The sequence below is a fragment of the Brachybacterium sp. Marseille-Q7125 genome (genome assembly GCF_023062615.1).
GTDB lineage: Bacteria > Actinomycetota > Actinomycetes > Actinomycetales > Dermabacteraceae > Brachybacterium.
The window spans coordinates 13,217-37,298 of sequence record NZ_JALLAL010000001.1 but is presented as its reverse complement, the minus strand read 5'-3'; the positions used below and the strand labels follow the sequence as shown (position 1 = coordinate 37,298).

General features: G+C 71.2%; 19 protein-coding genes and 1 riboswitch. Of the genes, 4 read left to right on the top strand and 15 right to left on the bottom strand.

Features of this window, described 5'->3' with window-relative positions; all coding sequences use genetic code 11:
- Positions 1-7: 7 nt before the first annotated feature.
- The 3 genes from MU407_RS00175 to glmS all read right to left on the bottom strand — a co-directional run bounded on the left by MU407_RS00175 (position 8) and on the right by glmS (position 3,996).
- Positions 8-1,534: an NAD(P)H-hydrate dehydratase gene (locus MU407_RS00175; RefSeq protein WP_246954489.1), complete on the bottom strand. Its 1,527-nt coding sequence runs from the start codon at positions 1,532-1,534 to the stop codon at positions 8-10.
- Positions 1,531-2,040: a holo-ACP synthase gene (locus tag MU407_RS00170; RefSeq protein ID WP_246954487.1), complete on the bottom strand. Its 510-nt coding sequence runs from the start codon at positions 2,038-2,040 to the stop codon at positions 1,531-1,533. The genes MU407_RS00175 and MU407_RS00170 overlap by 4 nt, the downstream gene beginning before the upstream one ends.
- Positions 2,041-2,127: 87 nt before the next feature.
- Entirely contained in the window at positions 2,128-3,996 is a 1,869-nt protein-coding gene (gene glmS / locus MU407_RS00165; protein ID WP_246954484.1) for a glutamine--fructose-6-phosphate transaminase (isomerizing), read from the bottom strand.
- 225 nt (positions 3,997-4,221) lie between these two features.
- Between glmS and coaA the strand changes: the two genes are divergently transcribed.
- Positions 4,222-5,178, top strand: a complete 957-nt coding sequence (coaA, locus tag MU407_RS00160) for a type I pantothenate kinase (RefSeq protein WP_233190626.1) — start codon at positions 4,222-4,224, stop codon at positions 5,176-5,178.
- Between the two features lie 142 nt (positions 5,179-5,320).
- Here coaA and glmM read toward each other — a convergent pair whose 3' ends face one another.
- Positions 5,321-6,667, bottom strand: coding sequence for a phosphoglucosamine mutase (gene glmM / locus MU407_RS00155; RefSeq protein WP_246954482.1), 1,347 nt, complete (start codon positions 6,665-6,667; stop codon positions 5,321-5,323).
- A 159-nt stretch (positions 6,668-6,826) separates the two neighbouring features.
- Between glmM and MU407_RS00150 the strand changes: the two genes are divergently transcribed.
- Positions 6,827-10,132 carry a DEAD/DEAH box helicase gene (locus tag MU407_RS00150; RefSeq protein WP_246954479.1) on the top strand — a complete coding sequence of 1,102 codons (3,306 nt, stop codon included), beginning with the start codon at positions 6,827-6,829 and terminating at the stop codon, positions 10,130-10,132.
- Positions 10,133-10,285: 153 nt separating this feature from the next.
- On the opposite strand, the gene MU407_RS00145 is transcribed toward MU407_RS00150, so the two are convergent.
- From MU407_RS00145 to truA, 8 genes are all read right to left on the bottom strand, one after another.
- Complete coding sequence (locus MU407_RS00145) at positions 10,286-11,962, bottom strand: sulfurtransferase TusA family protein (protein WP_246954476.1); 1,677 nt, start codon at positions 11,960-11,962, stop codon at positions 10,286-10,288.
- An 89-nt stretch (positions 11,963-12,051) separates the two neighbouring features.
- Positions 12,052-12,414: a DsrE family protein gene (locus MU407_RS00140; RefSeq protein ID WP_246954474.1), complete on the bottom strand. Its 363-nt coding sequence runs from the start codon at positions 12,412-12,414 to the stop codon at positions 12,052-12,054.
- Positions 12,411-12,674 (bottom strand): sulfurtransferase TusA family protein, encoded by a 264-nt coding sequence (locus tag MU407_RS00135; protein WP_246954472.1) that lies wholly within the window; start codon positions 12,672-12,674, stop codon positions 12,411-12,413. The genes MU407_RS00140 and MU407_RS00135 overlap by 4 nt, the downstream gene beginning before the upstream one ends.
- Before the next feature lie 164 nt (positions 12,675-12,838).
- A complete protein-coding gene (locus MU407_RS00130) occupies positions 12,839-13,837 on the bottom strand; it encodes a D-2-hydroxyacid dehydrogenase (RefSeq protein WP_246954470.1) in 999 nt (332 codons plus the stop codon).
- Positions 13,834-15,069, bottom strand: a complete 1,236-nt coding sequence (locus MU407_RS00125; RefSeq protein ID WP_102235546.1) for a PTS sugar transporter subunit IIC — start codon at positions 15,067-15,069, stop codon at positions 13,834-13,836. Before MU407_RS00125 ends, MU407_RS00130 begins: the two co-directional genes overlap by 4 nt.
- Before the next feature lie 293 nt (positions 15,070-15,362).
- A complete protein-coding gene (gene rpsI / locus MU407_RS00120; protein WP_102235321.1) occupies positions 15,363-15,866 on the bottom strand; it encodes a 30S ribosomal protein S9 in 504 nt (167 codons plus the stop codon).
- A 50-nt stretch (positions 15,867-15,916) separates the two neighbouring features.
- Positions 15,917-16,360 carry a 50S ribosomal protein L13 gene (rplM, locus tag MU407_RS00115; protein WP_102235322.1) on the bottom strand — a complete coding sequence of 148 codons (444 nt, stop codon included), beginning with the start codon at positions 16,358-16,360 and terminating at the stop codon, positions 15,917-15,919.
- A gap of 272 nt (positions 16,361-16,632) precedes the next feature.
- A complete protein-coding gene (gene truA / locus MU407_RS00110; protein ID WP_246954468.1) occupies positions 16,633-17,598 on the bottom strand; it encodes a tRNA pseudouridine(38-40) synthase TruA in 966 nt (321 codons plus the stop codon).
- A gap of 75 nt (positions 17,599-17,673) precedes the next feature.
- Here truA and purD point away from each other — a divergent pair, with 75 nt between their 5' ends.
- Both purD and MU407_RS00100 read left to right on the top strand, forming a co-directional pair.
- Positions 17,674-19,035 (top strand): phosphoribosylamine--glycine ligase, encoded by a 1,362-nt coding sequence (gene purD / locus MU407_RS00105; RefSeq protein WP_246954466.1) that lies wholly within the window; start codon positions 17,674-17,676, stop codon positions 19,033-19,035.
- Positions 19,032-19,937, top strand: coding sequence for a phosphoribosylaminoimidazolesuccinocarboxamide synthase (locus tag MU407_RS00100; RefSeq protein ID WP_246954463.1), 906 nt, complete (start codon positions 19,032-19,034; stop codon positions 19,935-19,937). Before purD ends, MU407_RS00100 begins: the two co-directional genes overlap by 4 nt.
- A gap of 247 nt (positions 19,938-20,184) precedes the next feature.
- Here the strand turns inward: MU407_RS00100 and MU407_RS00095 are convergent, their stop codons facing one another.
- The 3 genes from MU407_RS00095 to MU407_RS14420 are packed head-to-tail and all read right to left on the bottom strand — an operon-like array spanning position 20,185 to position 23,850.
- The gene (locus tag MU407_RS00095) at positions 20,185-22,518 is read right to left on the bottom strand and encodes an ATP-binding cassette domain-containing protein (protein ID WP_246954461.1); all 2,334 of its coding nucleotides are present in this window, start codon (positions 22,516-22,518) and stop codon (positions 20,185-20,187) included.
- A complete protein-coding gene (locus tag MU407_RS00090; RefSeq protein ID WP_246954458.1) occupies positions 22,508-23,155 on the bottom strand; it encodes an ECF transporter S component in 648 nt (215 codons plus the stop codon). Before MU407_RS00090 ends, MU407_RS00095 begins: the two co-directional genes overlap by 11 nt.
- Positions 23,152-23,850: a Ykof family thiamine-binding protein gene (locus MU407_RS14420; protein ID WP_246954455.1), complete on the bottom strand. Its 699-nt coding sequence runs from the start codon at positions 23,848-23,850 to the stop codon at positions 23,152-23,154. The genes MU407_RS00090 and MU407_RS14420 overlap by 4 nt, the downstream gene beginning before the upstream one ends.
- Before the next feature lie 39 nt (positions 23,851-23,889).
- A riboswitch (TPP riboswitch) is annotated at positions 23,890-23,997 on the bottom strand.
- Between the last annotated feature and the right edge of the window lie 85 nt (positions 23,998-24,082).

Here is a 24,082-nt window from a genome sequence, read left to right as displayed (position 1 = left end):
CCTCAGGTCAGGGGGCGCCAGGAATGTTCAGGATAGTCCCGGCGGCTGCAGGCAGGTGGTCGGCGACGTCGAGGGCTACGAGGGGCAGGCGTCCGTCGTGGGAGGCGAGGCGACCGGCCCGCCCGTGCAGCGCCGCCGCGGTCGCCGCCGCCTGCGGTCCGGGGATACCGGCGGCGAGCAGGGCGCCGAGGATCCCGGCGAGGACGTCTCCGGTGCCGGCGGTGGCCAGGCGCGGGGTGCCATCAGCCTGGCTGAGCAGGGGCCCGCCGTCACCGGGGGCGATAAGGGTGATCGCGCCCTTGAGCAGGATGGTCGCGCCGGTGGCCGCGGCAAGAGCGCGGGCCAGCTCGGCGGCGGGCAGGCGCGCATCCAGGTGCAGGCGGCGGGCCAGGCGCTCGGCTTCACCGCGGTGCGGGGTGAGCACCATGTCAGGGTGCAGGCGCGTCGCGGAGTCGAGCACGCTGAGCGCTCCGGCGTCGATGACCCCCGGCATGGACGCGCTGCTGGTGAGCAGGCGCACCCCGGCGAGGGCGCGAGGGTCCTCAGGCGGCAGGCCGGGTCCGATGACGAGCGCGTCGGTGCGGCCGATGGCATCGGCCGAGAGGTCCAGGGTGCGGCCGTCCGCGCCTGGCTCGACCAGGTGGCCGATGATCTCCGGGCGGGCGCCGAGGACCAGGTCCACGACCCGGCGCGGCGCGAGGACGCGGACCATGCCAGCGCCGGTGCGGGCCGCCCCGGAGGCGGCGAGCAGCGCGGCGCCGGGGTACTGCTCGCTGCCGGCGGCAAGCGCAACGACACCCTGCGTGTACTTCGTGGAGGCGGCGGTGGGGCGCGGCAGGTGGGCGGCGAGGTCGACGGTCTCCAGGCGCTGCACGGCAGGGGCCGTCGGCAGATGCGGCTCCAGCCCGATATCCACGAGGTGGAGGTTCCCGGCGAGCTCGGCGGCGCCGGGCAGCAGCAGACCGGTCTTCACCGCACCGACGGTGACGGTCTCCCGCGCGGCGAGTGCGCCGGGGGCGGCGCGACCGGTGGTGGCATCGACGAAGCTCGGCACATCCACAGCGATCACGGGCAGGTCATGCTCCCGCACGGCATCCAGCAGCGGTGCGATGGGGGCGGGGATCTCGGGGCGGCCGCCGATGCCGAGGATCGCATCGAGTACGACGGTGGTGGAGGTGAGGAGCTCGTCGATCTGCCCCGCGGTGAGGTCCGCGAGGCGGTGGATGGCGCCGCCCGCATCCCGCAGGGCCTGCGCGCCTTCGTCATGCAGGCTGGCGCCGGTGGCGAGGGCGTCGGCGGAGATCCGCTCGCGGCGCAGCATCGCCGCGGCGTACAGGCCGTCACCGCCGTTGCTGCCGGGCCCGGCGAGGACCAGGATCCGGTGGTCTCCGAGGTGGTGGGCGGTGAGCTCCGACAGCAGCGCGGCGGTGCGATCGGCCAGGGCGCGAGCGGCGCGGAGCATGAGCGGCTCCCCGGCGGCCAGCAGCGGCTGCTCTGCGGCGCGGACCTGGTCGGCGTCGTATCCACGGATCATCGGGATAGTCCCGCGGGAGCGTCGGTGCCCGTCGGCCCCACCCCGTTTCCTGAGGCGGCCTGGGCCGCAGGACCGCGCTCGGCGATGACGATCGCGGTGGCCACATCCCCGTCGTGGGAAAGGGACAGGTGCAGGTGGGTGACGTTCTGGGCTTCGGCGGCGCGGAGGGTCGCGCCGCGCAGCCGCAGGTAGGGCCGCCGGGTCGCGGTGCGCTCCACGGTGACGTCCTGCCAGGAGAAATCCCCGGGGGCGCCGAGCGCCTTCCCGACGGCTTCCTTCGCAGCCACGCGGGCGGCGCGGGAGGCGTCGGAGAGGTTCCGTTCACTGTCGGTGAGCAGCCGTGCGGCCAGCGCGGGGGTGCGCTCGAACATGCTGGTCAGCCGGGCGATATCCACCACATCCACGCCGACCCCCGCGACGGCGCCGTCCTGCCGTGGGGCGAAGGCGCGTCCGCCGAAGCCCTCGGTGGGGCCGGGTTCGGGCGTCGCGGTGGGAAAAGTGCTCACCTGGGCAGTATCACACCGTTCGCGCACCCGCGGGCGCGCCGGCCGTACCCATCGGCCGCTCGATCCGGGCCGGCGAGCGCCCCCTGCTCATTCCACGGTCACGGACTTGGCGAGGTTGCGCGGCTGGTCGACGTCCAGGCCCTTCACGGTGGCGAGCTCGCAGGCGAAGATCTGCAGCGGGATCACGGTCAGCAGCGGTGCGAACAGGGTGCGGGTGCGGGGCACACGCAGCACCACATCGGAGTACGGGACCACGTCCTCATCCCCCTCTTCGGCGATCACCAGGGTCTTCGCGCCGCGGGCACGGACCTCCTGGATCGTGGAGACCACCTTGGCGTGCAGGGACTCGCGGCCGTGTGGGGAGGGGACGATGACGAACACCGGCTGCCCCTCCTCCACCAGGGCGATCGGGCCGTGCTTGAGCTCCCCGGCAGCGAAGCCCTCGGCGTGGATGTAGGCGATCTCCTTGAGCTTCAAGGCGCCCTCCATCGCGGTCGGATAGCCGACGTGTCGGCCCAGGAACAGCACGCTCGTGGCGTCACGCATAGCGCGGGCCAGCTGCTCCACCTCGTCGGCGCGGTCCAGGACCTGCTGGATCTGGGCGGGGATCTGCTCGAGGTCCTCCATCAGCGCGGCGATCTCATCGGCGAAGAGGTTCCCGCGCACCTGCGCGAGGTACAGGCCCAGCAGGTAGCTGGCGATGATCTGCCCCAGGTAAGCCTTGGTGGAGGCCACCGCGATCTCGGGGCCCACGTGCAGATACAGCGCCGCATCGGACTCGCGTGGGATGGAGGAGCCGCGGGTGTTGCACAACGCCACCACCTTCGCGCCCTGCTCACGGGCGTGCCGCACCGCCATCAGGGTGTCCATGGTCTCGCCCGACTGGGAGATCGCGACCACGAGGGTCTTCTCCGTGACGACGGGGTCGCGGTAGCGGAACTCATGGGCGAGCTCCACCTCGGTGGGGATGCGGCACCAGTGCTCGATCGCGTACTTCGCGACACTGCCGGCATGGGCAGCGGTGCCGCAGGCGATCACGACGATCTTGTCGATGCTGCGCAGCACGGACTCATCCACGCTCATGTCATCCAGCTGCAGCGTCCCGCCCTCGATGCGGCCGCGCAGCGTATCGGCCACGGCGCTGGCCTGCTCGTGGATCTCCTTGGCCATGAAGGAGGCGTAGCCGCCCTTCTGCGCAGCCCTCGCGTCCCAGTCGATCGCGTAGCGCCTGGGGTCGGTGATCTCCTGACCCTCGGCGTCGGTGACGGTGACGGCATCGGCGGTGACGGTGACGACCTGGTCCTGGTCGATCTCGAGCGCCTCCTGGGTGGCGTCCACGAAGGCGGCGACGTCCGAGCCGAGGAAGTTCTCACCCTCGCCGAGCCCCACGACCAGCGGGGAGTTACGGCGCGCGGCGACGACGGTGCCGGGGGCATCGCGATGGATCGCCAGCAGCGTGAAGGCACCCTCGAGGCGGGCGGTCGCAGCACGCATCGCGGCCGTGAGGTCACCGGTGCGCTGCATCTCCCGGGCCACCAGGTGGGCAGCGGCCTCCGAGTCGGTGTCCGAGGTGAAGGTGTACCCGTCGCGCTCGAGCTCGGCGCGCAGGGCGGCGAAGTTCTCGATGATGCCGTTGTGCACGAGCGCCAGCTCGCCGTCGTACCCGCCATGGTGGGGGTGGGCGTTGCCGTCGGTGGGGGCGCCGTGGGTGGCCCAGCGGGTGTGGCCGATGGCGACAGCGCCCGCGGTCACCGGGTTCTCGCCGAGGACCTCCCGGAGGTTCTGGAGCTTCCCGGCACGCTTGGTGACCTGCACTCGCTCGCCCTCGAGGGTGGCCACGCCCGCGGAGTCGTAGCCGCGGTATTCGAGGCGCGCGAGACCTTGGAGGGCCACATCCAGCGGACGGGTGGTGGGCTCAGGATGCTGGGGGCCTGCATAGCCGACGATTCCGCACATGCCGCTCACGCTAACCAGCGACGGCCCGCTCGCCTGCCACAACGGCCGATCCGGGCGAGGTTTCGATCACGTTTCGGAGCGTCTGCGCGCGGGCCTGGTCGAGAGGTGCGCGCAGCGGTCATGAATACGCACCGCCTCCTGTGCGGCGCCCTGGCGAGCATCCCGTGCCGCACTGCGCAGGCGGCGGCCGCCGTCGCGGGCCGACGGATGGAACAATGTCCTGCCATGAAGACCGCGTCGCCCACCCACGCCGTCACCCCGTTCGAGGAGATCTCGCGGGAGAACTGGGCGCGGCTGTCCCAGCAGACCCCGCTGCCGCTCAGCGAAGAGGATGTGCAGCACCTGCGAGGACTGGGGGATCAGGTGGATCTCACCGAGGTCGATGCGGTCTATCGGCCCATCTCCCGGCTACTGAACATCCAGGTCGCAGCCGCGCAAGCCCTGCGGCGGGCCCGCGAGGACTTCCTGAACCAGCATCAGCACCGCACCCCGTACATCATCGGCGTGGCGGGCTCGGTGGCGGTCGGCAAATCCACGACGGCGCGTCTGCTGCGCGAGCTCATGGCGCGCTGGCCGGACACCCCGCGGGTGCAGCTGGTGACCACCGACGGGTTCCTGTTCCCCAATGCGGAGCTGACCGCGCGCGGGATCATGCACCGCAAAGGCTTTCCCGAAAGCTACGACCGACGCGCCCTACTGCGCTTTGTGGCCGATGTGAAGTCCGGGCAGCAGCGGGTGGAAGCGCCGGTGTACTCGCACCTGACCTACGACATCATCCCCGGCGAGCGCATCGTGGTGGAGCAGCCGGATGTGCTGATCGTGGAGGGCCTGAACGTGCTGCAGCCGGCCCGGCCGCGGCGCGATGGACGACTCGGCATGGCCGTCAGCGACTTCTTCGACTTCTCCGTGTACGTAGATGCGCGGGCGGAGGATGTGCAGCGCTGGTACGTGGAGCGCTTCGGGCAGCTGCGGCGCACCGCCTTCTCCGATCCGCGCTCCTACTTCACCCGCTACGCGGATCTCACCGATGAGGAGGCCCGGCAGACCGCCACCCGCATCTGGGAGACGATCAACGGCCCGAACCTGCGCGAGAACGTACTGCCCACACGCGGCCGTGCGGACCTGGTTCTGCGCAAGGACGGGCAGCACCGGGTGCATTCAGTGCTGCTGCGCAAGGTGTGAGGGGGGGCACGCCGCCATGCAGCGCCGAGTGCACCGATCTGTGGCGCTCAGGAGACAGATCGGTGCACTCGGCGGGCGTGTCGCGTCAGGGGGTCCTGAGGCCAGGCGTGCGCACAGAGTCAGGCGTGCTCACGGCCCCGGCTCACAGCGCGAGGCGCTCGCGGACGATGCCCGCCAGGCGCTCGGCGATGGCAGTCGCCTCCTCGTCGGTGGGCGCCTCAACCATGACGCGCACAACCGGCTCGGTGCCGGAGGGGCGCAGCAGCACGCGGCCGGACTCCCCCAGCTCGCGCTCGGCGGCCTCGACGGCGGTGCGCACCTCGTGGTCGATCGTGGCGCGCGCCTTGTCCACGCCGCGCACGTTGATGAGCGCCTGCGGCATGCGCGTCATCACCGAGGCGAGGTCGCGCGCGGTGCGGCCGGTCTGCACCATGCGCTGCAGCAGATGCAGGGCGGTCAGCTCCCCATCGCCGGTGGTGGCATGCTCGGCGATGATGACGTGGCCGGACTGCTCGCCGCCGATGGAGAAGCCGCCCAGCGTCATCTCCTCCAGTACGTAGCGGTCCCCCACGGCCGTCTGCCCCAGGATGATGCCGTGATCGCGCATGGCGAGCTTCAATCCCAGGTTGCTCATCACGGTGACGACGAGCGTGTCCTCATGCAGCTTGCCGCGCTCCTTGAGGTCCAGTGCCAGGATCGCCATGATCTGGTCGCCATCGATCTCGTGGCCCCCAGCATCGACGGCCAGGCAGCGGTCCGCGTCCCCGTCGAAGGCCACGCCGATATCCGCGCCGTGCTCGCGCACCGCGGCCTGCAGCGCCTCCAGGTGGGTGGAGCCCACGCCGTCATTGATGAGCCCGCCGTCGCTGCGGTCACCGATCACGTGCACAGTCGCCCCCGCGCGGCGCAGCGCCTCCGGGCCGGTGATCGCCGCGGCGCCGTTCGCGCAGTCGACCACCACGCTGATGCCCTCGAGAGAGATGTCGAGGGTGCCCACCAGGTGGGTGACGTACTGCTCGATCGCCCCCTCGTACGGGGTGATGGTGCCGACGTCGGTGCCCTGCGGGCGTTCCCACTGCTCGCCCAGCCGCGCCTCGATCGCGTCCTCCACCTCATCGGGGAGCTTGGTGCCGCCGCGAGCAAAGAACTTGATGCCGTTGTCGGGCGCCGGGTTGTGGGAGGCGGAGATCATCACACCCAGATCCGCGCCGGAGGCCTGCACCAGATGGGCGAGGCCCGGGGTGGGGAGGATTCCTGCGTCCAGCACATCCACCCCGGCGGAGGCGAGGCCCGCGGAGACCGCGGCGGAGAGGAAATCGCCCGAGGGGCGGGTGTCGCGGGCGAGGATCGCGCGGGGGCGGGTGCCGCCGAAGGCACCCAGGGTGCCCAGCACGTGGGCGGCTCCCACGGACAGTTCGACCGCGAGCTCCGCGGTGATGTCGTCGTTCGCGCGTCCGCGCACTCCGTCGGTGCCGAAGAGTCTTGCCACACGGGCCTCCTTGGGTGGGGTTCTCGCCGTGAGAGTACCGGGGTCGAGCAGCGGGACGGGCGGGAACCGCCGTCCCGGCCGCGCGGGACCGGTCACGTCCAGGCGGTGGCGCACCGCCGTCGCTGCAGCGGCGTGGGTGCTGCGCGGTACGTTGGATGGATGCCCGATCCCTCGTCTCTGCCCCGGCCGCTGCCCTCGGCGATCAGTCTGCTCGTGGGTGATCGCACGGCCTCGCGGGGCCTCGCGGCAGCCCGCGCCGGCCGGGTCGACGACCTGGCCTGGGATGCGGCGGAGCAGACCGTGCGCGGGACCGTCACCGATGAGGAGGGTGCCGCGCACCGCCCATCGGCCGTTCTCGTGGAGTACGACGAGGATGCGGTGAGTCGCCGTTTCCAGCCCGCGGGGCCGGGCGGTCTGTGGCGACCGACGGTCTCGCGCTGCGACTGTCCGGCCCAGGAGGCATGCCAGCATGTGGCGGCTCTGCTGTATCACCTGGGCGAGGTCGCCGCGCAGGCGGTGCTCGAGCAGCCGGTGGCGGAGTGGCGCAGTGTGCTGCGGCCCGTGCTGTCCTCTGCGGCGCGACCCACCGGCACTGCGGCGCCGAAGCCGCTGGCCCTGCGGGTGGATCTGCAGGCCGCGCCCGCGGCGGGTGCCTCGCGTCGGCGGCGCGTCCCGGCCACGGCGGGTCTGGTGCGCGAGGGCGCGGAGCTGTGGGTGGGGCTGCGGCCGATGACCCGCGGCAGCCGCGGCACCTGGGTGAAGGGGCAGCTGTCCTGGCGGACCTTCGAGCAGCGGGCCGCGCGGCGGGATCTGGATGAGACGCAGGCCGAGGCGCTCGCGCGGCTGTTCGCGGCCGCGGGGGTGGAGCGGTCCTATGCGGCCGGCAGCATCGAGCATCTGTGGCTGGGCACGATCACCTCCCCGCTGCTGTGGCAGGCCCTCGCGCAGGCCCGCTCGCACGGCGTGGAGCTGCTGCCCGGTGACGGCCTCGCGTCGGTGGAGCTGCTGGGGCGGGCGGAGGCGGGCCTGGATCTGCGCGCAGATGAGCATGGCGACCTGCAGCTGCGCCCCCTCATCGACGTGGAGGGCGAGGCCGCTGAGCGGGGCCGTCTGCTGGGCGGGGCCGGGGTGCTCGATGTGCTGATCGACGAGGAGGACGCGCTCCACGCGCGGATCGCGCCGCTGGCCCGCGCCGTGCCGCGCGAGCTGCGGACCCTCCTGCAGCGCCGGAAGCCGCTCGCCGTGCCCACCGCGGAGCGGGAAGCGTTCCTCGAGCTCGCCTACCCGCAGCTGCGCACTCTCACCGCCATCACCAGCAGCGATGACAGCGTTGAACTGCCCGCAGCGCGCCGCCCCACCCTGCTGCTGCAGGCCGCCTACGCCTCCGGGGATCGGCTCACGCTGCGCTGGTCCTGGCGCTACCACGAGCCGGAGCTGAGCTTCCCGATCGACCAGCGCCACGGCGCGCATCGGGATCTCGCCCATGAGGATGCCGTGATCGCCGCGGCGATGAGCGTATGGCCTACGGTGATCGACGACTCCGTCGAGCTGCTCTCCGGCCCGGACACCGCCCGCTTCAGCGAGCATGCCCTGGATGCGCTCGCGGCGCTGGAGCATGTGGACGTGCAGATCACCGGGACCCGCCACGCCTACCGGGAGCTCGACGGCGCACCGCAGGTGCGGATCACCCAGCATGAGAGCCCCGGGAAGAACGACTGGTTCGACCTCGGTTTCGACATCACGATCGAGGGGCGCCAGATCCCCTTCCCCACCCTGTTCGTGGCCCTCGCGCAGGGGCGCAGCCGCCTGCTGCTGCCGGACAAGACGTACTTCGCCCTGGACCATCCGGCCTTCGACGCGCTGCGGGAGCTGATCGCCGAGGGTGAGGCGCTCGCGGAATGGGAACCGGAGACCCAGCGCATCTCCCGCTACCAGGTGGATCTGTGGGATGACCTCGCGGAGGTGGCGCAGCAGGCCACCGCGAGCGCCGCCTGGGAGCGCGGCATCGCCGGGGTGCTCGCCGGAGATCCGCCGCCTGCTCCCCCGCTGCCGACGCACCTCACCGCCGAACTGCGGGACTACCAGCAGGAGGGCTTCGCCTGGCTCGCGATGCTGTTCGCGCATGAGCTGGGCGGGATCCTCGCCGATGACATGGGGCTCGGCAAGACGGTGCAGACCCTCGCGCTGATCGCGCACGCCCGCGAACGCGTCCCGTCGGCCCCTCCGTTCCTGGTGGTGGCCCCCGCCTCGGTGCTGCCGGTGTGGCGGCGCGAGGCCGAACGTTTCACCCCGGGGCTCACGGTGCGGGTGCTGGATGCCACCGCCGCCGCGCGCGGCACCGAGGTTCCCGCGGCGATCGATGGCGCGGATCTGGTGGTCACGAGCTACACGGTGCTGCGGATCGACCAGGAGGCCTTCGCCGCGGCAGGACCGTTTCAGGGGCTCGTGCTCGATGAGGCGCAGTTCGTGAAGAACCCCCGCTCGCGCACGCACCTCGCGGCCGCGGGGATCCGGGCGCGGATGCGGCTGGCGATCACGGGCACGCCGATGGAGAACTCCCTGGCGGACCTGTGGGCGATCGCGGATCTCGTGGCCCCGGGCCTGCTGGGCACCGCGATCGGATTTCGGCAGCGCTTCACCCTGCCCATCGGCTCCGGGGAGCACCCGGAGCGCCTAGCCCTGCTGCGCCGACGGATCCGCCCGTTCCTGCTGCGCCGCACCAAGGAGCAGGTAGCCGCCGAGCTGCCCGCGAAGCACCAAGAGGTCATCACGGTGCCGCTCAGCCCGGAGCATCGGGAGGTCTACGACTCGGTGCTACAGCGGGAGCGCAAGAAGGTGCTGGGGCTCATCGAGTCCGATGTGGAGCGCGCCCGGTTCATCATGTTCCGCTCGCTGACCCTGCTGCGGATGCTGGCGCTGGATCCCGCGCTCGTGGACGCCGAGGCGTACGCGGATGTGCCCGGCAGCAAGCTCGAGGCGCTGCTGGATCGGCTCGCGGAGGTGATCGGGGATGGGCACCGGGTGCTGCTGTTCAGCCAGTTCACGAGCTACTTGGACCTGATCGGGGAGCGCCTGGCGCGTGAGGGCATCGCGCATGAGCGCCTGGACGGTTCCACACGGGACCGCGATCTGGTGGTCACAGCGTTCCGTGAGGGGCAGGCGCCGGTGTTCCTCATCTCGCTGAAGGCCGGTGGTTTCGGGCTCACCCTCACCGAGGCGGATTACGTGTTCCTACTGGATCCGTGGTGGAACCCGGCGGCGGAGAACCAGGCGATCGACCGCACCCACCGCATCGGCCAGGACCGCCCGGTGATGGTGTACCGGATGATCGCCGAGGACACGATCGAGCAGAAGGTCCTCGCGCTGCAGCAGAAGAAGGCCGAGCTGTTCGACGCCCTGACCGACGGCGGCGAGGCGTTCCGCGCCGCGATCACCGCAGAGGATCTGCGGGAGCTGCTGGGCTGAGTCGGCGCGCGATCAGACCGCCCAGCGCGGCGGGGACGCCCCAGAGGGGCCGACGGGGCGCTCGAGGGTCGCGCCGTCCCCGCGCCGCGGAGGCGGAACCGCCTCGAGCATCCCCGTCCCCGCGCCGCCACGGCGATGCCGCCTCCCTGCGCCTCAGTCGGGGACCGCTCCGTGGCGCTCCCGCAGCACGTCACGGGCCTGCGCCATGAGGCCCAGCACCCGCTCCGCCTCGCGCGCGTCGTCGATGGGGTTGTCGGCGAAGGTCGCGAAACCACAGTCGGTGGACAGCAGCACCCGTTCGGGCCCGAAAACGGCGATGGCCTTCTCCGCCCGCTCCAGGACGTCCTCGACTGTGTCGGCCTCGCTGTCCTTCTGGTTCACCACGCCCACGCACACCCGCTGATCCTCGCGGATGCCGCGCAGCGCGGAGAGCTCTCCGGCACGCGGGGTGCACAGCTCGAGCACGAGCGTGCCCACGTTCGCGGCCCGGAACAGCGGCACCAGCGGCCCGTAGTCCCCGGCGAGCGCCGCGGATTCATCCCGCGTCCAGTTGCCGCGGCACACATGCAGCGCGAGCCGCTCGGCGGGGAAGCCGTCGGTGACCCGGGTGATGAGCTCCTGGGCGAAGGCGAGTTCGGCGATGGTGTCACCGCGATCGCCCAGCGCGCCGCACATGAAGGTGCGACCGCCCTCGCCCACCTGCCCGTACAGCACTTCGGTGAGGACCGGCTCATCGATCTGCACCAGCGGCGCCCCGGCGGCCAGGAGGTCGGCGATCTCCTCGCGCAGCACCCGCACGATGTCTTCGGCGAGCTGTTCACGGTCGTCGTAGGCGCGGTCGGAGATGCACTCCATCCACATGGTGCGCGTCAGCAGGTAGGGGCCGGGCAGGCACACCTTGACCGGGCGGGAGCTGATCTCCGCGGCGGCTTCGTACTCGTGGCGTACCAGGGGCTTGTCCCGGCCCAGCGGCCCGAACACGGCCGGGTGGCGCACCTCTCCGGCGGGCACATCGAGGGCGTCCAGCTCGCGGCGGAACTCCTCGGGGTCATCGACGTAGGGCAGCAGGTCGGTGATGGGGATCAGCTGGCAGTTCTGCAGCAGACCGCCCACGAAGGAGGAGTAGTTGTCGCGGCGCTGCTCTCCGTCGGTCACCAGGTCCACCCCGGCCCGCTCCTGCGCGGCGATCGCCAGGCGCACCGCATCCTCGGCATCGGCCGCGAACTGGGCCTCATCCGCACGGCCCTCGAGGTGCTCATGCAGGGTGCGCAGCATCCAGCGCGGCCGCGGCCACGACCCCATGGTGAGCACCGACAGCGGGGCGATCGCGGGGGCCGGGGCCGGCTCGGGCAGGGCGTCGGGGATGTGCGGGGTCACCACCTCCTGGGTGATGGCCATCTGCTCCTTCGCCAGGCGCTTGCGCTGCTTCTTACGGCGCGGGGCAGGCTGAGCGGCCTCATCATTCTGTGCTGCAGCAGGAGTGGCTGGGGCTGCATCGGCGGTCGTGGTAGCCGGTGTCTCCGGCGTGGCCGCGGCGTCCGACGGTTCCTCCCCCTCTGGCGGAGTGAACGGTCCCTTGGAGACCAGGAAGCGCCAGATCTTCTCCTCCCCGTCCTCGACGTACCAGTGGACCAGGTCGTTCTTGGTCAGGCGGCACCAGGAGGGCAGATCCACCTCCACGGTGGAGTCCCGCGAGAGGATCTCCAGCAGCTGCCCGGGCTCCAGCGGATCGATGTGCTGGCGGATCATCAGCAGCAGGCCGTTGCCGCAGTCGAGGTGGCCACCGTCGAAACCGGCGGTGGGCGGGTACGGATGAGCGGTGGTGGACACGCGGGGACCTTTCGCAGCAGGGGCACGACGGCCCCCGTCAGAGCCCCGGAACAGGGCCGACGGGGACCGTCGTGGCAGGGTTCAGGGGATCAGTAGGAGACGGACGGGGTGCCGCCGGCGAGGAACTCGACGAGCTTCGCGCCGCCCACGACGGTGGCGCCCTCGACGAGGTTCTCGGTGTCGATGCCACGCTTCTTCACGCAGGGGGCGCACACATAGATGGTGCCGCCGGCCTTGACGAAGTTGCTCATGAGCTCGTTGAGTGGGGCGAAGCCCTCCTCGTGGATGTCATCGGCGTAGCCCTTCTCCGCCAGGCGCGCGCCCTCGGTGGAGAGGAACACCATGGTCTCCTGGTCGGAGCCGACGGCGGCGTTGGCGATGACGAAGCCGACGGTCGCCTTGTCGGTGTCGTTCTTGGCGTTGTTGATGATGACGTTGAACTTGCTGCTCATGCGCGCTCCTCGGGTGCGTCGGCGGTAGGGGCTGGACCTTTGCGGATGAAGAACAACGGGGGTTCAGCGTGGACCAGCTCATTGCCGGTCAGCCCGCACCAGGCGGGCATATCCCACTGCAGACCCTCGTCGGTGCCGTGGAGGCGGATGATCTCCCCTGCAGTCATCTCGTCGCGCAGCTTCAGCTTCAGCAGCACCACGAGCTCACCGCAGCCCAGGTCACCGGCATCCCACTCGTGGGTGTAGGCGGGTTGGGTCATCGGGGGTGTCTCCTCGGCGAGTGCTTCATCCGGCATTAGTGCCGGTGACCTGCAGAAACAATAACACTCCAGCACATCTGCCGGGAGTCCGAGGTCCCGCGGCGAGGCAGAACAGCAGAAGGCCCCCGACCGGGCTGGTCGGGGGCCGCCTGACAGGCTGCGGCTCAGGCCGGTTCCACCACCGTGGGGGCGGTGCCGGTCTCCGCGGCGAGCACAGCGTTGTCGAGCCCGCCGGTGACGAGGTTCTGCACCGCGGTGTCGGTGTAGAACGCCACGTGCGGGGTCATGAGCACATCCTCACGGCCCAGCAGCTCCTCGAGCACCGCATCACCGAGGTCCTTTCCGGTCCAGTCGTAGCGGTAGTAGGGGGCTTCGTTCTCGTAGGTGTCCAGCGCCGCTCCGGACAGGTGCCCGGAGTTCAGCGCCTCCAGCAGCGCTGCGGTGTCCAGCAGGCCACCGCGGCCCGCGTTGATGACCACCGCACCGGGGGCGAGCCGCGCGAGCACCGCCTCATCGATGATGTGGTGGTTACTGGCCAACAGCGGCATGTGCAGGGTGAGCACATCCGCCCCCTCGACCGCCTCCTCGAGGGTGGGGGCGTACTGGCCCACCTCCCCGAAGTCCGGTCGCGGGTAGGGGTCATAGCCCACCACCTCGGCGCCCAGGGCATGGAACAGCCGGGCGGCCCGCAGACCGATCGACCCGGTGCCCAGCACGGCCACCCGCAGCGTGGCGAGCTCCCGGCCGATCAGACCCGCGAAGCGGAAATCGCGCTGGGAGTTCTTGCGCTCGATCTGCGCAAAGCGCCGCGTGAGGTACAGCGTCGAGGCGAGCACGAACTCGGCGATCGCATTGGGCGAGTACACCGGGACGTTGGTGACCACGATTCCGTGCTGCTTCGCGAGCGCCAGGTCCAGCATGTCCACACCGGCGGTGCGGCTGGACAGCTGGCGGATCCCCGCCTCGGCGAGCGCCGAGTACACCTCCGGCTCGGGGCTGATGACCTGCTGCAGGCACACGGCCTGAACGCCCTTGAGCAGCGGAAGCGTGGCGGCGGTGAGGATCTCCTCGCGGGCCACCACCTCATGCTCGGGGTGCTCGCGCTGCCAGGCCTCCAGGGCCGGGCGCTCGTCCTCACGGATTCCCAGGAACAGGATCTTCATCGTGCATCTCCTTCCGCATCCGCGCTCACGGATGCCGGTGTCTGCGCGGTCTCGCGGTCCGCAGCGGTCTGAGGGGTGTCGGGGGTCTGCGGGGCGGTCGTCGCGGTGCCGTCCAGGGCGTCGCGGTCCTCGCGGGCGACGGATTCGAGCGGCTCATCGGCCTGTCCCTCGCTCACCGGTGCGCCCTGCGGGGTGAAGGCGAAGATCGAGGGCGAGTAGATGCCGGTGCGCACGCACAGAGCGTGGAACGCGAAGGCCAGGATGATCGGGGCGACGAAATACACGAGCACGACGATCCCGAGGGTCGCGATCGGCGAGGCGTCCAGGTCCTTCGCCGCCGCGATCGGGCCCACCAGACCGGACTGGCCGAAGCCCGCGGTCTCCGCGGTGCCGGTGATGTTCAGCAGGCCGCCCACCAGTCCCGTCAGGCCGCCCACCACCATGAGCGGCAGCGCCATGATCGGGTACTTCAGGAGGTTGCCCATCATCATCTTCATGGCGCCCAGGAACGTGGACCAGGTGACGCCAGCGTTGTTGACACGCAGGCTGCCGGCCAGCAGCACCGCGGCGGCGGCGCCGATGCCGACGCTGGCCGCACCGGCGGCCGGGCCGCTGATGCCAATCGCGAGGCAGACGCCGACGGTGGAGATGGGCGAGACGATCATGACCGAGAAGATCATGGCGATCAGCACGAAGGCGATCAGTCCCAGGCCCTCCTGCACGGCGATGGCGTTGACGAGCGCGCCGATGCCGGTGGTGATGTAGCGGACGTATGGCAGTAGCAGGATGCCCACCAGGCCCGCGATGCCACCGCCGATGATCGGCAGGAACAGCACGGTGAGGCTGCCCAGGCGGTTGCCCATCCAGGCCAGGATGAGCACGGCCACGGAGGCGGTGATCATGGTGTTGATGAGGTCACCGATGCCCACGAGCATCACCCCGTCGGGGCTGAAGCTCATCGCACCGGAGCCCACGAAGGTGGCGGTGCCGATGATGACCGTCTGCACGGCGGTCATGGCGAACTGCATGCCGATCAGCACGCCCACGATCACCGGGACGGTGAACTGCAGGCCGATGACGACTTGCGAGAGGGTCGTGAACAGGTCGATGGAGGGGAAAGTGCGGGCGAGGAACTTGAACAGCTCGCCCGTAATGGCGTTGGGGATCAGACCCACCACGATGCCCACGGCCGCGCCGTTGAGGACGCGGTCAAGGAACAGTTTGGGGGTCATGGGAGTGTCGAACACGAACGGTCCCTTCGGTTGGGGTCCCGTGATCGACGGGACCGGAGGAAGGTCCCCGCGGGCGCCTGATGGGCAGCCGCGCAGGCTCGGCGAGGGGTGGGATGGTGCCCCCGCACCAGGGCCCACGCTAACGCTCAAGCGATTAAGGCCGCAGGCTGTTCGTCCCGGGGTATGCGAACGGCCCCCGACCGTGGTGGTCGGGGGCCGTTCGCTGTAGCCGTTGAGCAGGCGCGATGCGTGCCCGGCGGGCCGAATGTGATCTCAGCGCGCGGGGCGCGGGATCAGCGCTTGGAGTACTGCGGCGCCTTGCGGGCCTTCTTCAGACCCGCCTTCTTGCGCTCGATGACGCGGGCGTCGCGCTTGAGGAAGCCGGCCTTCTTCAGGGTGGGCCGGTTGTTCTCCACATCGATCTGGTTCAGCGCGCGGGCCACACCCAGGCGCACCGCACCGGCCTGGCCGGAGGGGCCGCCGCCGGTCAGGCGGACGAACACATCGAAACGACCCTGCAGGTCCAGGATGGTCAGCGGGTCGTTCACCTCCTGCTGGTGCAGCTTGTTCGGGAAGTAGTTCTCGAGCGAGCGGCCGTTGATGGTCCACTGGCCGGAGCCGGGGACCAGGCGGACGCGGGCGATCGCACGCTTGCGGCGGCCGGTGCCGTAGCCGGGAGCGGTCGCGGACTGGCCGGTCCCCACAGTGCCCTCAGCGGCGGTGGACTCGGTGGTGTAGTTGCCCGAGGCGATCTCGTCGGTCTCGACCTCGTGGGAGTCGTTGGTGGTCTCGGTCACGGTTCTCCTTGGTTCTTCCGTGCGGCAGGGCGAGTGGCGGGAGCCCCCGCTTACTGCGCCACCTGGTCGAAGGTGTACGGGACGGGCTGCTGAGCGGCATGGGGGTGCTCAGGGCCCGCGTAGATCTTGAGGTGCTTGAGCTGCTGCACAGCCAGCTTGTTCTTCGGGAGCATGCCCTTGATCGCCTTCTCCACGGCGCGCTCGGGGTGCTTCTCGAGCAGCTCGGAGTAGGGGATGTCGCGCAGGCCGCCGGGGTAGCCGGAGTGGCGGTAGGCCTTCTTGGCCTCCCGCTTGTTGCCGGTCAGGGCGACCTTCTCAGCGTTGATGATGATCACGAAGTCGCCTGCATCCACGTGGGGTGCGAAGACCGGCTTGTGCTTGCCCCGCAGCAGCTGAGCAGCTTGGGAAGCGAGCCGGCCGAGGACGACATCCGTTGCGTCGATGACGTACCAGGAACGCTCGACATCGCCGGGCTTCGGGGTGAACGTACGCACTCGTGCCTTCTTCTCTCGTCAGTGGTGCCCGCGCGGCGGCGCCGCCCGGGCACGGTTCGATGGACCGTGGGCACGCTTCCTTCGGTCAAAGCATGGCCCCTATGGCTGCACCCGTCCCGTTCCGCATACGATGCGACGACGGTCCTGGATGTGGGTGAGACCCCTCCTCGCGCCGGAAGTGAGAGTTCGGCTGCGGAGTCGGGCACACATCAAGGCACAACGACGCTCAACTGTAGTGGTGGCCGCGATGGAGCGTCAACGCGCAGACCCGCTCAGACGATGTGATCTGCGCCGAGCTCCGACGGGTCCGCGGCGCCGGGGCCGCGCCAGGTGCGCGAGCGCTCCGCCTGCGCGGCCAGATCAGGATCGGCCGGGTAGGCGACATGTTCGAGCGTGAGACCTTGCGGCGGCGCAAGCGGCGCGGCGCCCGGCGCGTTCCGACGGGCAGCCTCGCGGGTGCGGGCCTGAAGCACACGCTGCGGCCAGTCCTCGTCGCGCCGGCCCTCCCCCACCGGCAACAGCACGCCCACGAGTGAGCGGACCATGTGGTGGCAGAAGGCATCGGCCACAACCGTCGCGACGACAAGCCCTTCGTCCGCCCTTCCCGGCGCGGGGCGTTCCCAGGTGAGTTCGCGCAGCTCCCGCACGGTGCTCGCCCCCTTTCGCGGTTTGCAGAAGGACAGGAAGTCGTGCTCGCCCAGCAGCGCCCGGCTCGCGCGGGCCATCGCCTCCTCATCCAGCGCGGCGCGGTGGCGCAGCACATCCGTGCGCAGCGGGTCGTGGACGGCGGGAGCATCGGAGATGCGGTAGCGGTAGCGGCGCCACAGCGCCCCGAACCGGGCATCGAAATCCGCGGGCACCTGGCGGGCGGACCGGATCACGAGGTCCGCCGGGAGGAACCCGTTCAGTCGGGTGAGCAGCGCCGCGGCGGGGCTGCGGTCCGAGCGGCCGGGGAGGGTGGCGGCCACCGGGCGGGGCAGGTCCAGATGGCAGACCTGGCCGCGAGCGTGCACGCCGGTGTCGGTGCGGCCCGCGACGGTGACCTGCACGGGAATGCGGGCGATGCGGGAGAGCGCCTGCTCGAGCTCCCCCTGGACGGTGCGCAGACCCGGTTGGGCGGCCCAGCCGTGGAAGCCGGAGCCGTCGTAGGCGAGGTCCAGGCGCAGGCGGATGGTGGGTCGGGCGGGAGGCTCGCCGGGTGCCCGGTCGGCGGTACGGTCGAGGGGCTGCGAGGACATGCCTGCGATCGTAGTCAGAGCCTGCGGCGCGGGCGGCCGGGCACCTGCCCCGGGCAGCTCGGTACCCTGGCGGGCGTGAAGATCCTCGTCATCGGCTCCGGGGGTCGCGAGCATGCGATCTGCCGCCGCCTGTCCCATGATTCCCCTGTCCCCGAGCTCCATGCCGCCCCCGGCAATCCCGGGATCGCGCAGCTGGCCACCTGCCATGACGTGGCGGTGAGCGATCTGGATGGCCAGGTGCGCCTGGCCCGCGAGCTCGCGGTCGACCTCGTGGTCGTCGGCCCGGAGGCGCCGTTGGTCGCGGGGGCGGCGGATCGTCTGCGCGAGGCGGGCTTCGCGGTGTTCGGGCCGTCGGCGGCGGCGGCGCGTCTGGAGGGCTCGAAGTCCTGGGCGAAGGAGATCATGCAGGCCGCCGGGGTGCCCACGGCCGCATCGGTCACCGTGACTGATCCTGCCGAGCTCGAGGCGGGGCTGGACCGCGTGAACCCGCTGGGGGATGTGCCGTATGTGACCAAGGCCGATGGGCTCGCCGCCGGCAAGGGTGTGGTGGTCACCGCCGAGCGGGCCGAGGCTCTCGCGCATGCGGCATCGGTGCTCGCCGCGGGTGGGACCGTGGTGCTCGAGGAGTACCTGGATGGCCCGGAGGTGTCGCTGTTCTGCGTGTGCGATGGCGAGCACGTGGTGCCGCTCGCACCCGCGCAGGACTTCAAGCGCGCGCTGGATGGCGATGAGGGCCCGAACACGGGCGGCATGGGGGCGTACTCGCCGCTGCCGTGGGTGCCGGAGGGCCTGGTCGAGGAGGTGATGGAGACGGTGGCACGGCCGACGGTGGCCGAGCTCGCCGCGCGCGACATCCCCTTCGTCGGCATTCTGTACTGCGGGCTGGCGCTCACCTCCCGCGGGGTGCGGGTGGTGGAGTTCAATGCCCGCTTCGGCGACCCGGAGACGCAGGTGGTGCTCGAACGGCTCGTCAGCCCGCTCGGACCGCTGCTGCTCGCGGCGGCGCGGGGTGAACTGGTTGAGGAGCCGCTCGCCTGGAGCGAGGATGCGGTGGTGAATGTGGTCATCGCTGCTGAGGGCTACCCGGCATCGGCCCGCACGGGCGATCCGATCACCGGGATCGCAGAGGCGGAGGCGCGCGGCGCCCATGTCATCCACGCCGGCACGGCGCTGCGCGACGGGGAGCTGGTCAGCGCCGGCGGGCGTGTGCTGTCGGTCGTGGGGCGCGGGGCGGATCTCGCCGCGGCACGGCAGACGGCGCTCGCGGCGGCCGAGCTCATCGGCCTGGAGGGCTCGCATCACCGCACGGATATCGCGGTGCGCGGCGCCCAGGGCCTGCCCTCGCTGAACCCGACCGCGAACATCGAGGACGATGCCGAGGAATCCGCTGATGCCCAAAGCAGTGGCACCGGGGCCGATGGGCAGGTGCGTGCATGAGCGCCCCGCTGACCTGTGCCCCCGAGCTGCCGGGCTGGGACCATGCCGTGACCGGCAAGGTTCGCGAGCTGTATGTGCCGGCCGGGCAGGATGCCGCATCGGCCACCGAGGTGCTGGTGGTGGCGACCGACCGCATCAGCGCCTTCGACCACACCCTGCAGCCGGGCATCCCGGACAAGGGGCGGCTGCTGACCGGTATCAGCCTGTTCTGGTTCGAGCAGCTCGCCGATCTGGTGCCCCACCATGTGCTCTCCGCGACCGATGTGCCCGCGGCAGTCAGAGGGCGGGCGCTGCGCTGCCGGGGCCTGTCCATGGTGCCGCTGGAGTGCATCGCCCGCGGGTACCTCACCGGCTCGGGACTCGCCGACTACCGGGCGGGCGGGGCCGTCGGCGGGCATGTGCTGCCCACCGGGCTCGGGGAGGCCTCGCGGCTGGACCCCGCGATCTTCACCCCCTCCACCAAGGCCGAGCAGGGCGATCACGATGAGAACATCACCGTCGCCGAGGCCCGCGACCGCCTCGGCGCCGAGCTCGTCGACCAGCTCGAGGAGCTGACGCTCGCGGTGTACGAGCGGGCGCGCACCATCGCCGCCGAGCGGGGGATCCTGCTGGCGGATACCAAGCTCGAGTTCGGGCACTCGCGGACCGACGGGGCGCTGACCCTGGGCGATGAGGTGCTCACCCCCGATTCCTCGCGTTTCTGGTCCGCCGACCAGTACGAACAGGGCCGCACCCCGCCGAGCCTGGACAAGCAGTACGTGCGCGACTGGCTGACCTCCGCGGCCTCCGGCTGGGACAAGGGCTCGGCAGCCGCGCCGCCCGAACTGCCCGCCGAGGTCGTCGAGCAGACCCGGCAGCGGTACGTCGAAGCCTACGAGCGGCTCACCGGCCAGGAGTTCTGAGGCGCGAGCTCAGTGGCAGTTCCCCACGCGCGACATGCCCGCCGAAGCCGCCACCCCTCCCGCGACACGCCCGCCGAAATCGCCACCCTCCCCTGCGACACGCCCGCCGAGTTCACCGATATGAGGCGAACCTGCCACGAATCGGTGTACTCGAGGAGCTGGGGCGGCGTGGCGCGCGAGGTATCAGGCAGGGTAGCGCTGGCCGGGCGTGACAGACGGGGCGCGGCGCGCGAGAGCGATCAGGCCGTCAGGCAGTGAGCAGCAGCACCGCGATCACGCATGCGACCACGCTGATCACCAGCACTGCGTCACCCCAGCCCAGCGCGACCGGTCGCCACACGGTGCGCTCTCCCTCTCCGAGACCACGGGACTCGAGCGCGAAAGCCAGATGGCTGGCGCTGCGCACAGCGTCCACCAGCACAGCGAACGCACAGCGCAGAAGCGTGCGCACTCCCGCCCGCGGCACCGTGCCGTCATCATGCAGCGGCAGGCGCACCCGATGCGCTCGAGTAATGGTGGCCCACCGGGCAGGCAGATCATCGAGCAGTCGTCGGCCAGCCAGCAGGGCGTAGGCGTAACGGGCCGGCAGCCGGGCATGCTGCTGCAGGCTGACCATCGTCTCCCGGGGATCGGTGGCACGGGTGACGGCGTACGCCCCGAGCCCGATGAGCAGGGCGCGCAGGGCGAGCGCCGTGCCCAGCACCGCCCCCTCGCGCGTGATCCGCACCGGAAGGTCCGGCCACAGCACCTCCCCGGGCCGCGAGAGCAGGTTGACCATCAGTACCCCGGCGGCGAACAGCGAAAACGGCACCTGAGCGCGCAGCAGGGCACGGGGTCCGATCCGGCAGCCCAGCATCGTGCCGGCCGCAGCGAGGAGGTACAGCACGGCCAGCGGCAGCGGATCCGTCAGCAGGATCGCCACCGCGCTGAGGGCAGTGAGCAGGCCCAGCAGAACCGTGGGGTTGCGGCGCGCCAGGACGCCGCGCCGGGGGTGGCCGGACCGTGGATCCGGTGTCGAGCCAGGGCGGGCATCGGCTGCGGGCCGATGCTCGGGATCCGTAGCATCGCGCAGCCCTGCCCGGCGCAGAAGAACGGTATCGGCCAGCAGCCGACTCGGCGGCATCGGGCCGTGCAGCGTGCCGTCGGCGAGAACCACCACCTCATCGGCCGACTGCACCAGATGCAGGTCGTGGGTGGACAGCGCCACGGCCCGGCCCTCGCGCGCTGCGGCGCACAGCAGGTCCGCGACGGTCCGGGCGGCGGCGCGGTCCAGGCCGAAGCCCGGCTCATCGGCCAGCAGCACGGGACGCTCGGTGAGCAGCATCGCCCCGACGGACAGGCGTCGCTGCTGCCCGCCGGAGAGCCGGTGTGGGCTCTGCTCCGCCTGCTCGACCAGGTCCAGGGTGCGCAGCATCTGCTCTACGTGCTCATCGTCCGCTCCCGAGGCAGCGAGCTCCTCCCGGACGGTGTCGGCCACGAACTGCGCGGAGGGACGCTGAAAGACCAGCCCCGCGGCGCCGCCCTCGATCAGTCCGGCCGTGGGCGCATCCAACCGTGACAGCGCTCCCAGTAGCGTGGACTTCCCTGCGCCGTTGCGTCCCACCACGGCGAGGACGCGACCCGCATGCACGTCGAGGTCCACGTTCTCCAGCACGGGCACCGCCCCGCGGGACAGCGTCGCGTCGCGCATCGTGAGCACGGGATCCTCCGGGCTCGCGGGCGGCTCTGGTGCCGGTCCGGAGGAAGGTCGGGCATGGTCGTGCTCGAACTGCTGGGGCAGCCAGCATCCAGCCTCGCGCAGCGCCTCGGCGTGCTCGTCCAGCACCTGTCCCGTCGGCCCGTCGGCGATCACGTGGCCCGATCGGTCTAGCGCGATGGTCCGGCCGGGCAGCCCCTCCAGGCCCTGCTCCCCCGCCCACTCATCGAGGCGGTGCTCGACGAGGATCATGGCCGGCCTGGTCGTGGCCAGAGCAGTCTCGACGGCGCTGCGCACAGCCCGGATCGCGGGGGCGTCCAGCATCGCAGTGGGCTCGTCGAGCAGCAGCAGCGAAGGGCCGGAGACCTGGGCGGCAGCGAGCGCTACGCGCTGCAGCTCCCCGCCCGAGAGGGTCGAGGAAGCTCGCTCGGCGAGCTGCTCACCGTGCACGGCGGCGAGTGCGGCCTCGACCCGCGGGCCGATGCACCGAGCGTCGACCGCACTGTTCTCGAGCGGCAGTGCCACATCCTCATCCACCCGCGGCAGACACACCCCGGCGGAGGGATCCTGACCGAGGTAGCCCACGCGCCCGGCGACGGCGAGCACGCCGCCGGACACGGGATCGATACCGTCCACCTGCACCGTCCCCCTGACCCATCCGCGCTGGTGGGAGGGGATCGCACCGGCCAGCGTGCGCAGCAGCGTCGACTTCCCGCTGCCGCTGGGGCCCAGCAGGAGCACCTGCTCGCCGGCGCGGATCTCAGCGGACCAGGGCCCCACGCCATGGCCGTCAGGAAGGACCACCTCGAGCTCCTCGGCGCGGACGATCAGACGGTCCGCCTCCCGCTGAGCCGGGGATCCGACGGGGAACGGCTCAGTGGACACGACGCCGCGGGGTCGCATCCGCGGGCGACCGGGCTCCGACGGGGAAGTCGGAGACCACCCCGGTGCGCTCCAGGCCGCGCACGAGCACCTTGGCCAGCAGCCCGCCGAGCACGAGCCCGGAGATCACCTGCATCACCAGGCGCAGCACGAGGATGTCCTGGCCGTACCAGCCCATCCGGAACGCGGTCCAGAAGAACACCAGACCCGCGCCGAGCGCGCCGGAAGCGGCGAAGACTCCCCAGGTGAAGCGTCGGTATCCGGTCAGCGCGAAGGGTATCTCGCTGCCCAGGCCCTGCAGAGTCGCGGAGATCAGCAGCATCGGCCCCACCGGGCTGCCGAGGAACACGACCTCGACCACAGCGGCGAGGATCTCCGCCAGGATGCCCACGCCCGGGCGGCGCAGGACCGCCAGCGCCACCGGTGCCACCAGCAGCCAGCTGCCGGACAGGACATGCTGAGCGAGGTCCCCGGCCGGTCCCATCGCGATCGCGAGCAGGTTCCAGGCCTGGACGAATACCCAGTACAGGAAGCCGAAGACGACGCCGAGGACCACGATCAGCACGATCTCGCGCAGTGTGATCCGGCCCTGCGCGCGGTCGTCGGCGTGCGGGGTGGCGGAGGAGGCGGGGGTGCTCATCGGTCGGTCTCCCCGGTGCGGCGTCGGTCATGCGAGGGGCTGTTCAGCGAGATCGTGAGGTGGCTGGTGACGTGCTGGACGCTGCGCCCGACGAGGACCCAGCCGGCCAGGGCCGTCGCGATCACCTCGCCCACGTCTCCTTCCAGGCGGGTGACGAAGTGCTGCGATTCGCGGAAGGTGCCCAGCTCCTTCGCATGATCGATCGCGGCGTAGATGTCGCGCATATGGTCCGGCTCCTCACCGTCGGAGAGAGCCTGGTCCGCGAGGGGGTACAGCGCCCATTCAGCCGATGCCCAGCGCCCGGTGCGTCGCACCGGCGGCATGTCGACGCTGCGCGGACCGGCTCCGCCGGGCAGCTCGCACTCCACTTCCCCGGGACATCCGCGGGACAGCAGGATCTGCAGGGAGGCGTGGTGCTCCGTGGCCGCGAGATCCGCGGCCAGGTCGACGAGCCAGCGCTGGAGGTTCGCTTCGTGCCCGCCGGCGTAGGTGGAGACATCACCGGTCTCGAGCGTCAGCCCCGTGGTGTCCAGTCGGCTGAGCACGTCCACCAGGATGCGGGAATAGTCGTCGGCCATGACCGCGGCGGTGACGCGGGCACCCACGCCGAAGCCGAGCGGCGTGGCGGTGAGTTCCGCGCGCGTGGCGGCATCATGGTCGGTCGGGAAGGTGGCAGGGCTAGTCGTGCTGGTCACGGTCCGTGCCTTTCGATCGGCGGCACGGACTCGCGACGACCATCGCCGCGAGGAGCTCCCTGCGCCGGCATGATCCGGATCAGGTTCTACGGTCGGCGTTCACAACGCCCTCTCAGCCCGGTTCACCGGACTCCCGTGCACGCAATCGACCCTACCGCGAGAAGCGACTCAGTCCCCACTTGCGGTCCTCACCCGGTCCGGTCGTCGGCCCGGCCACATGCGCGTGCCCGCG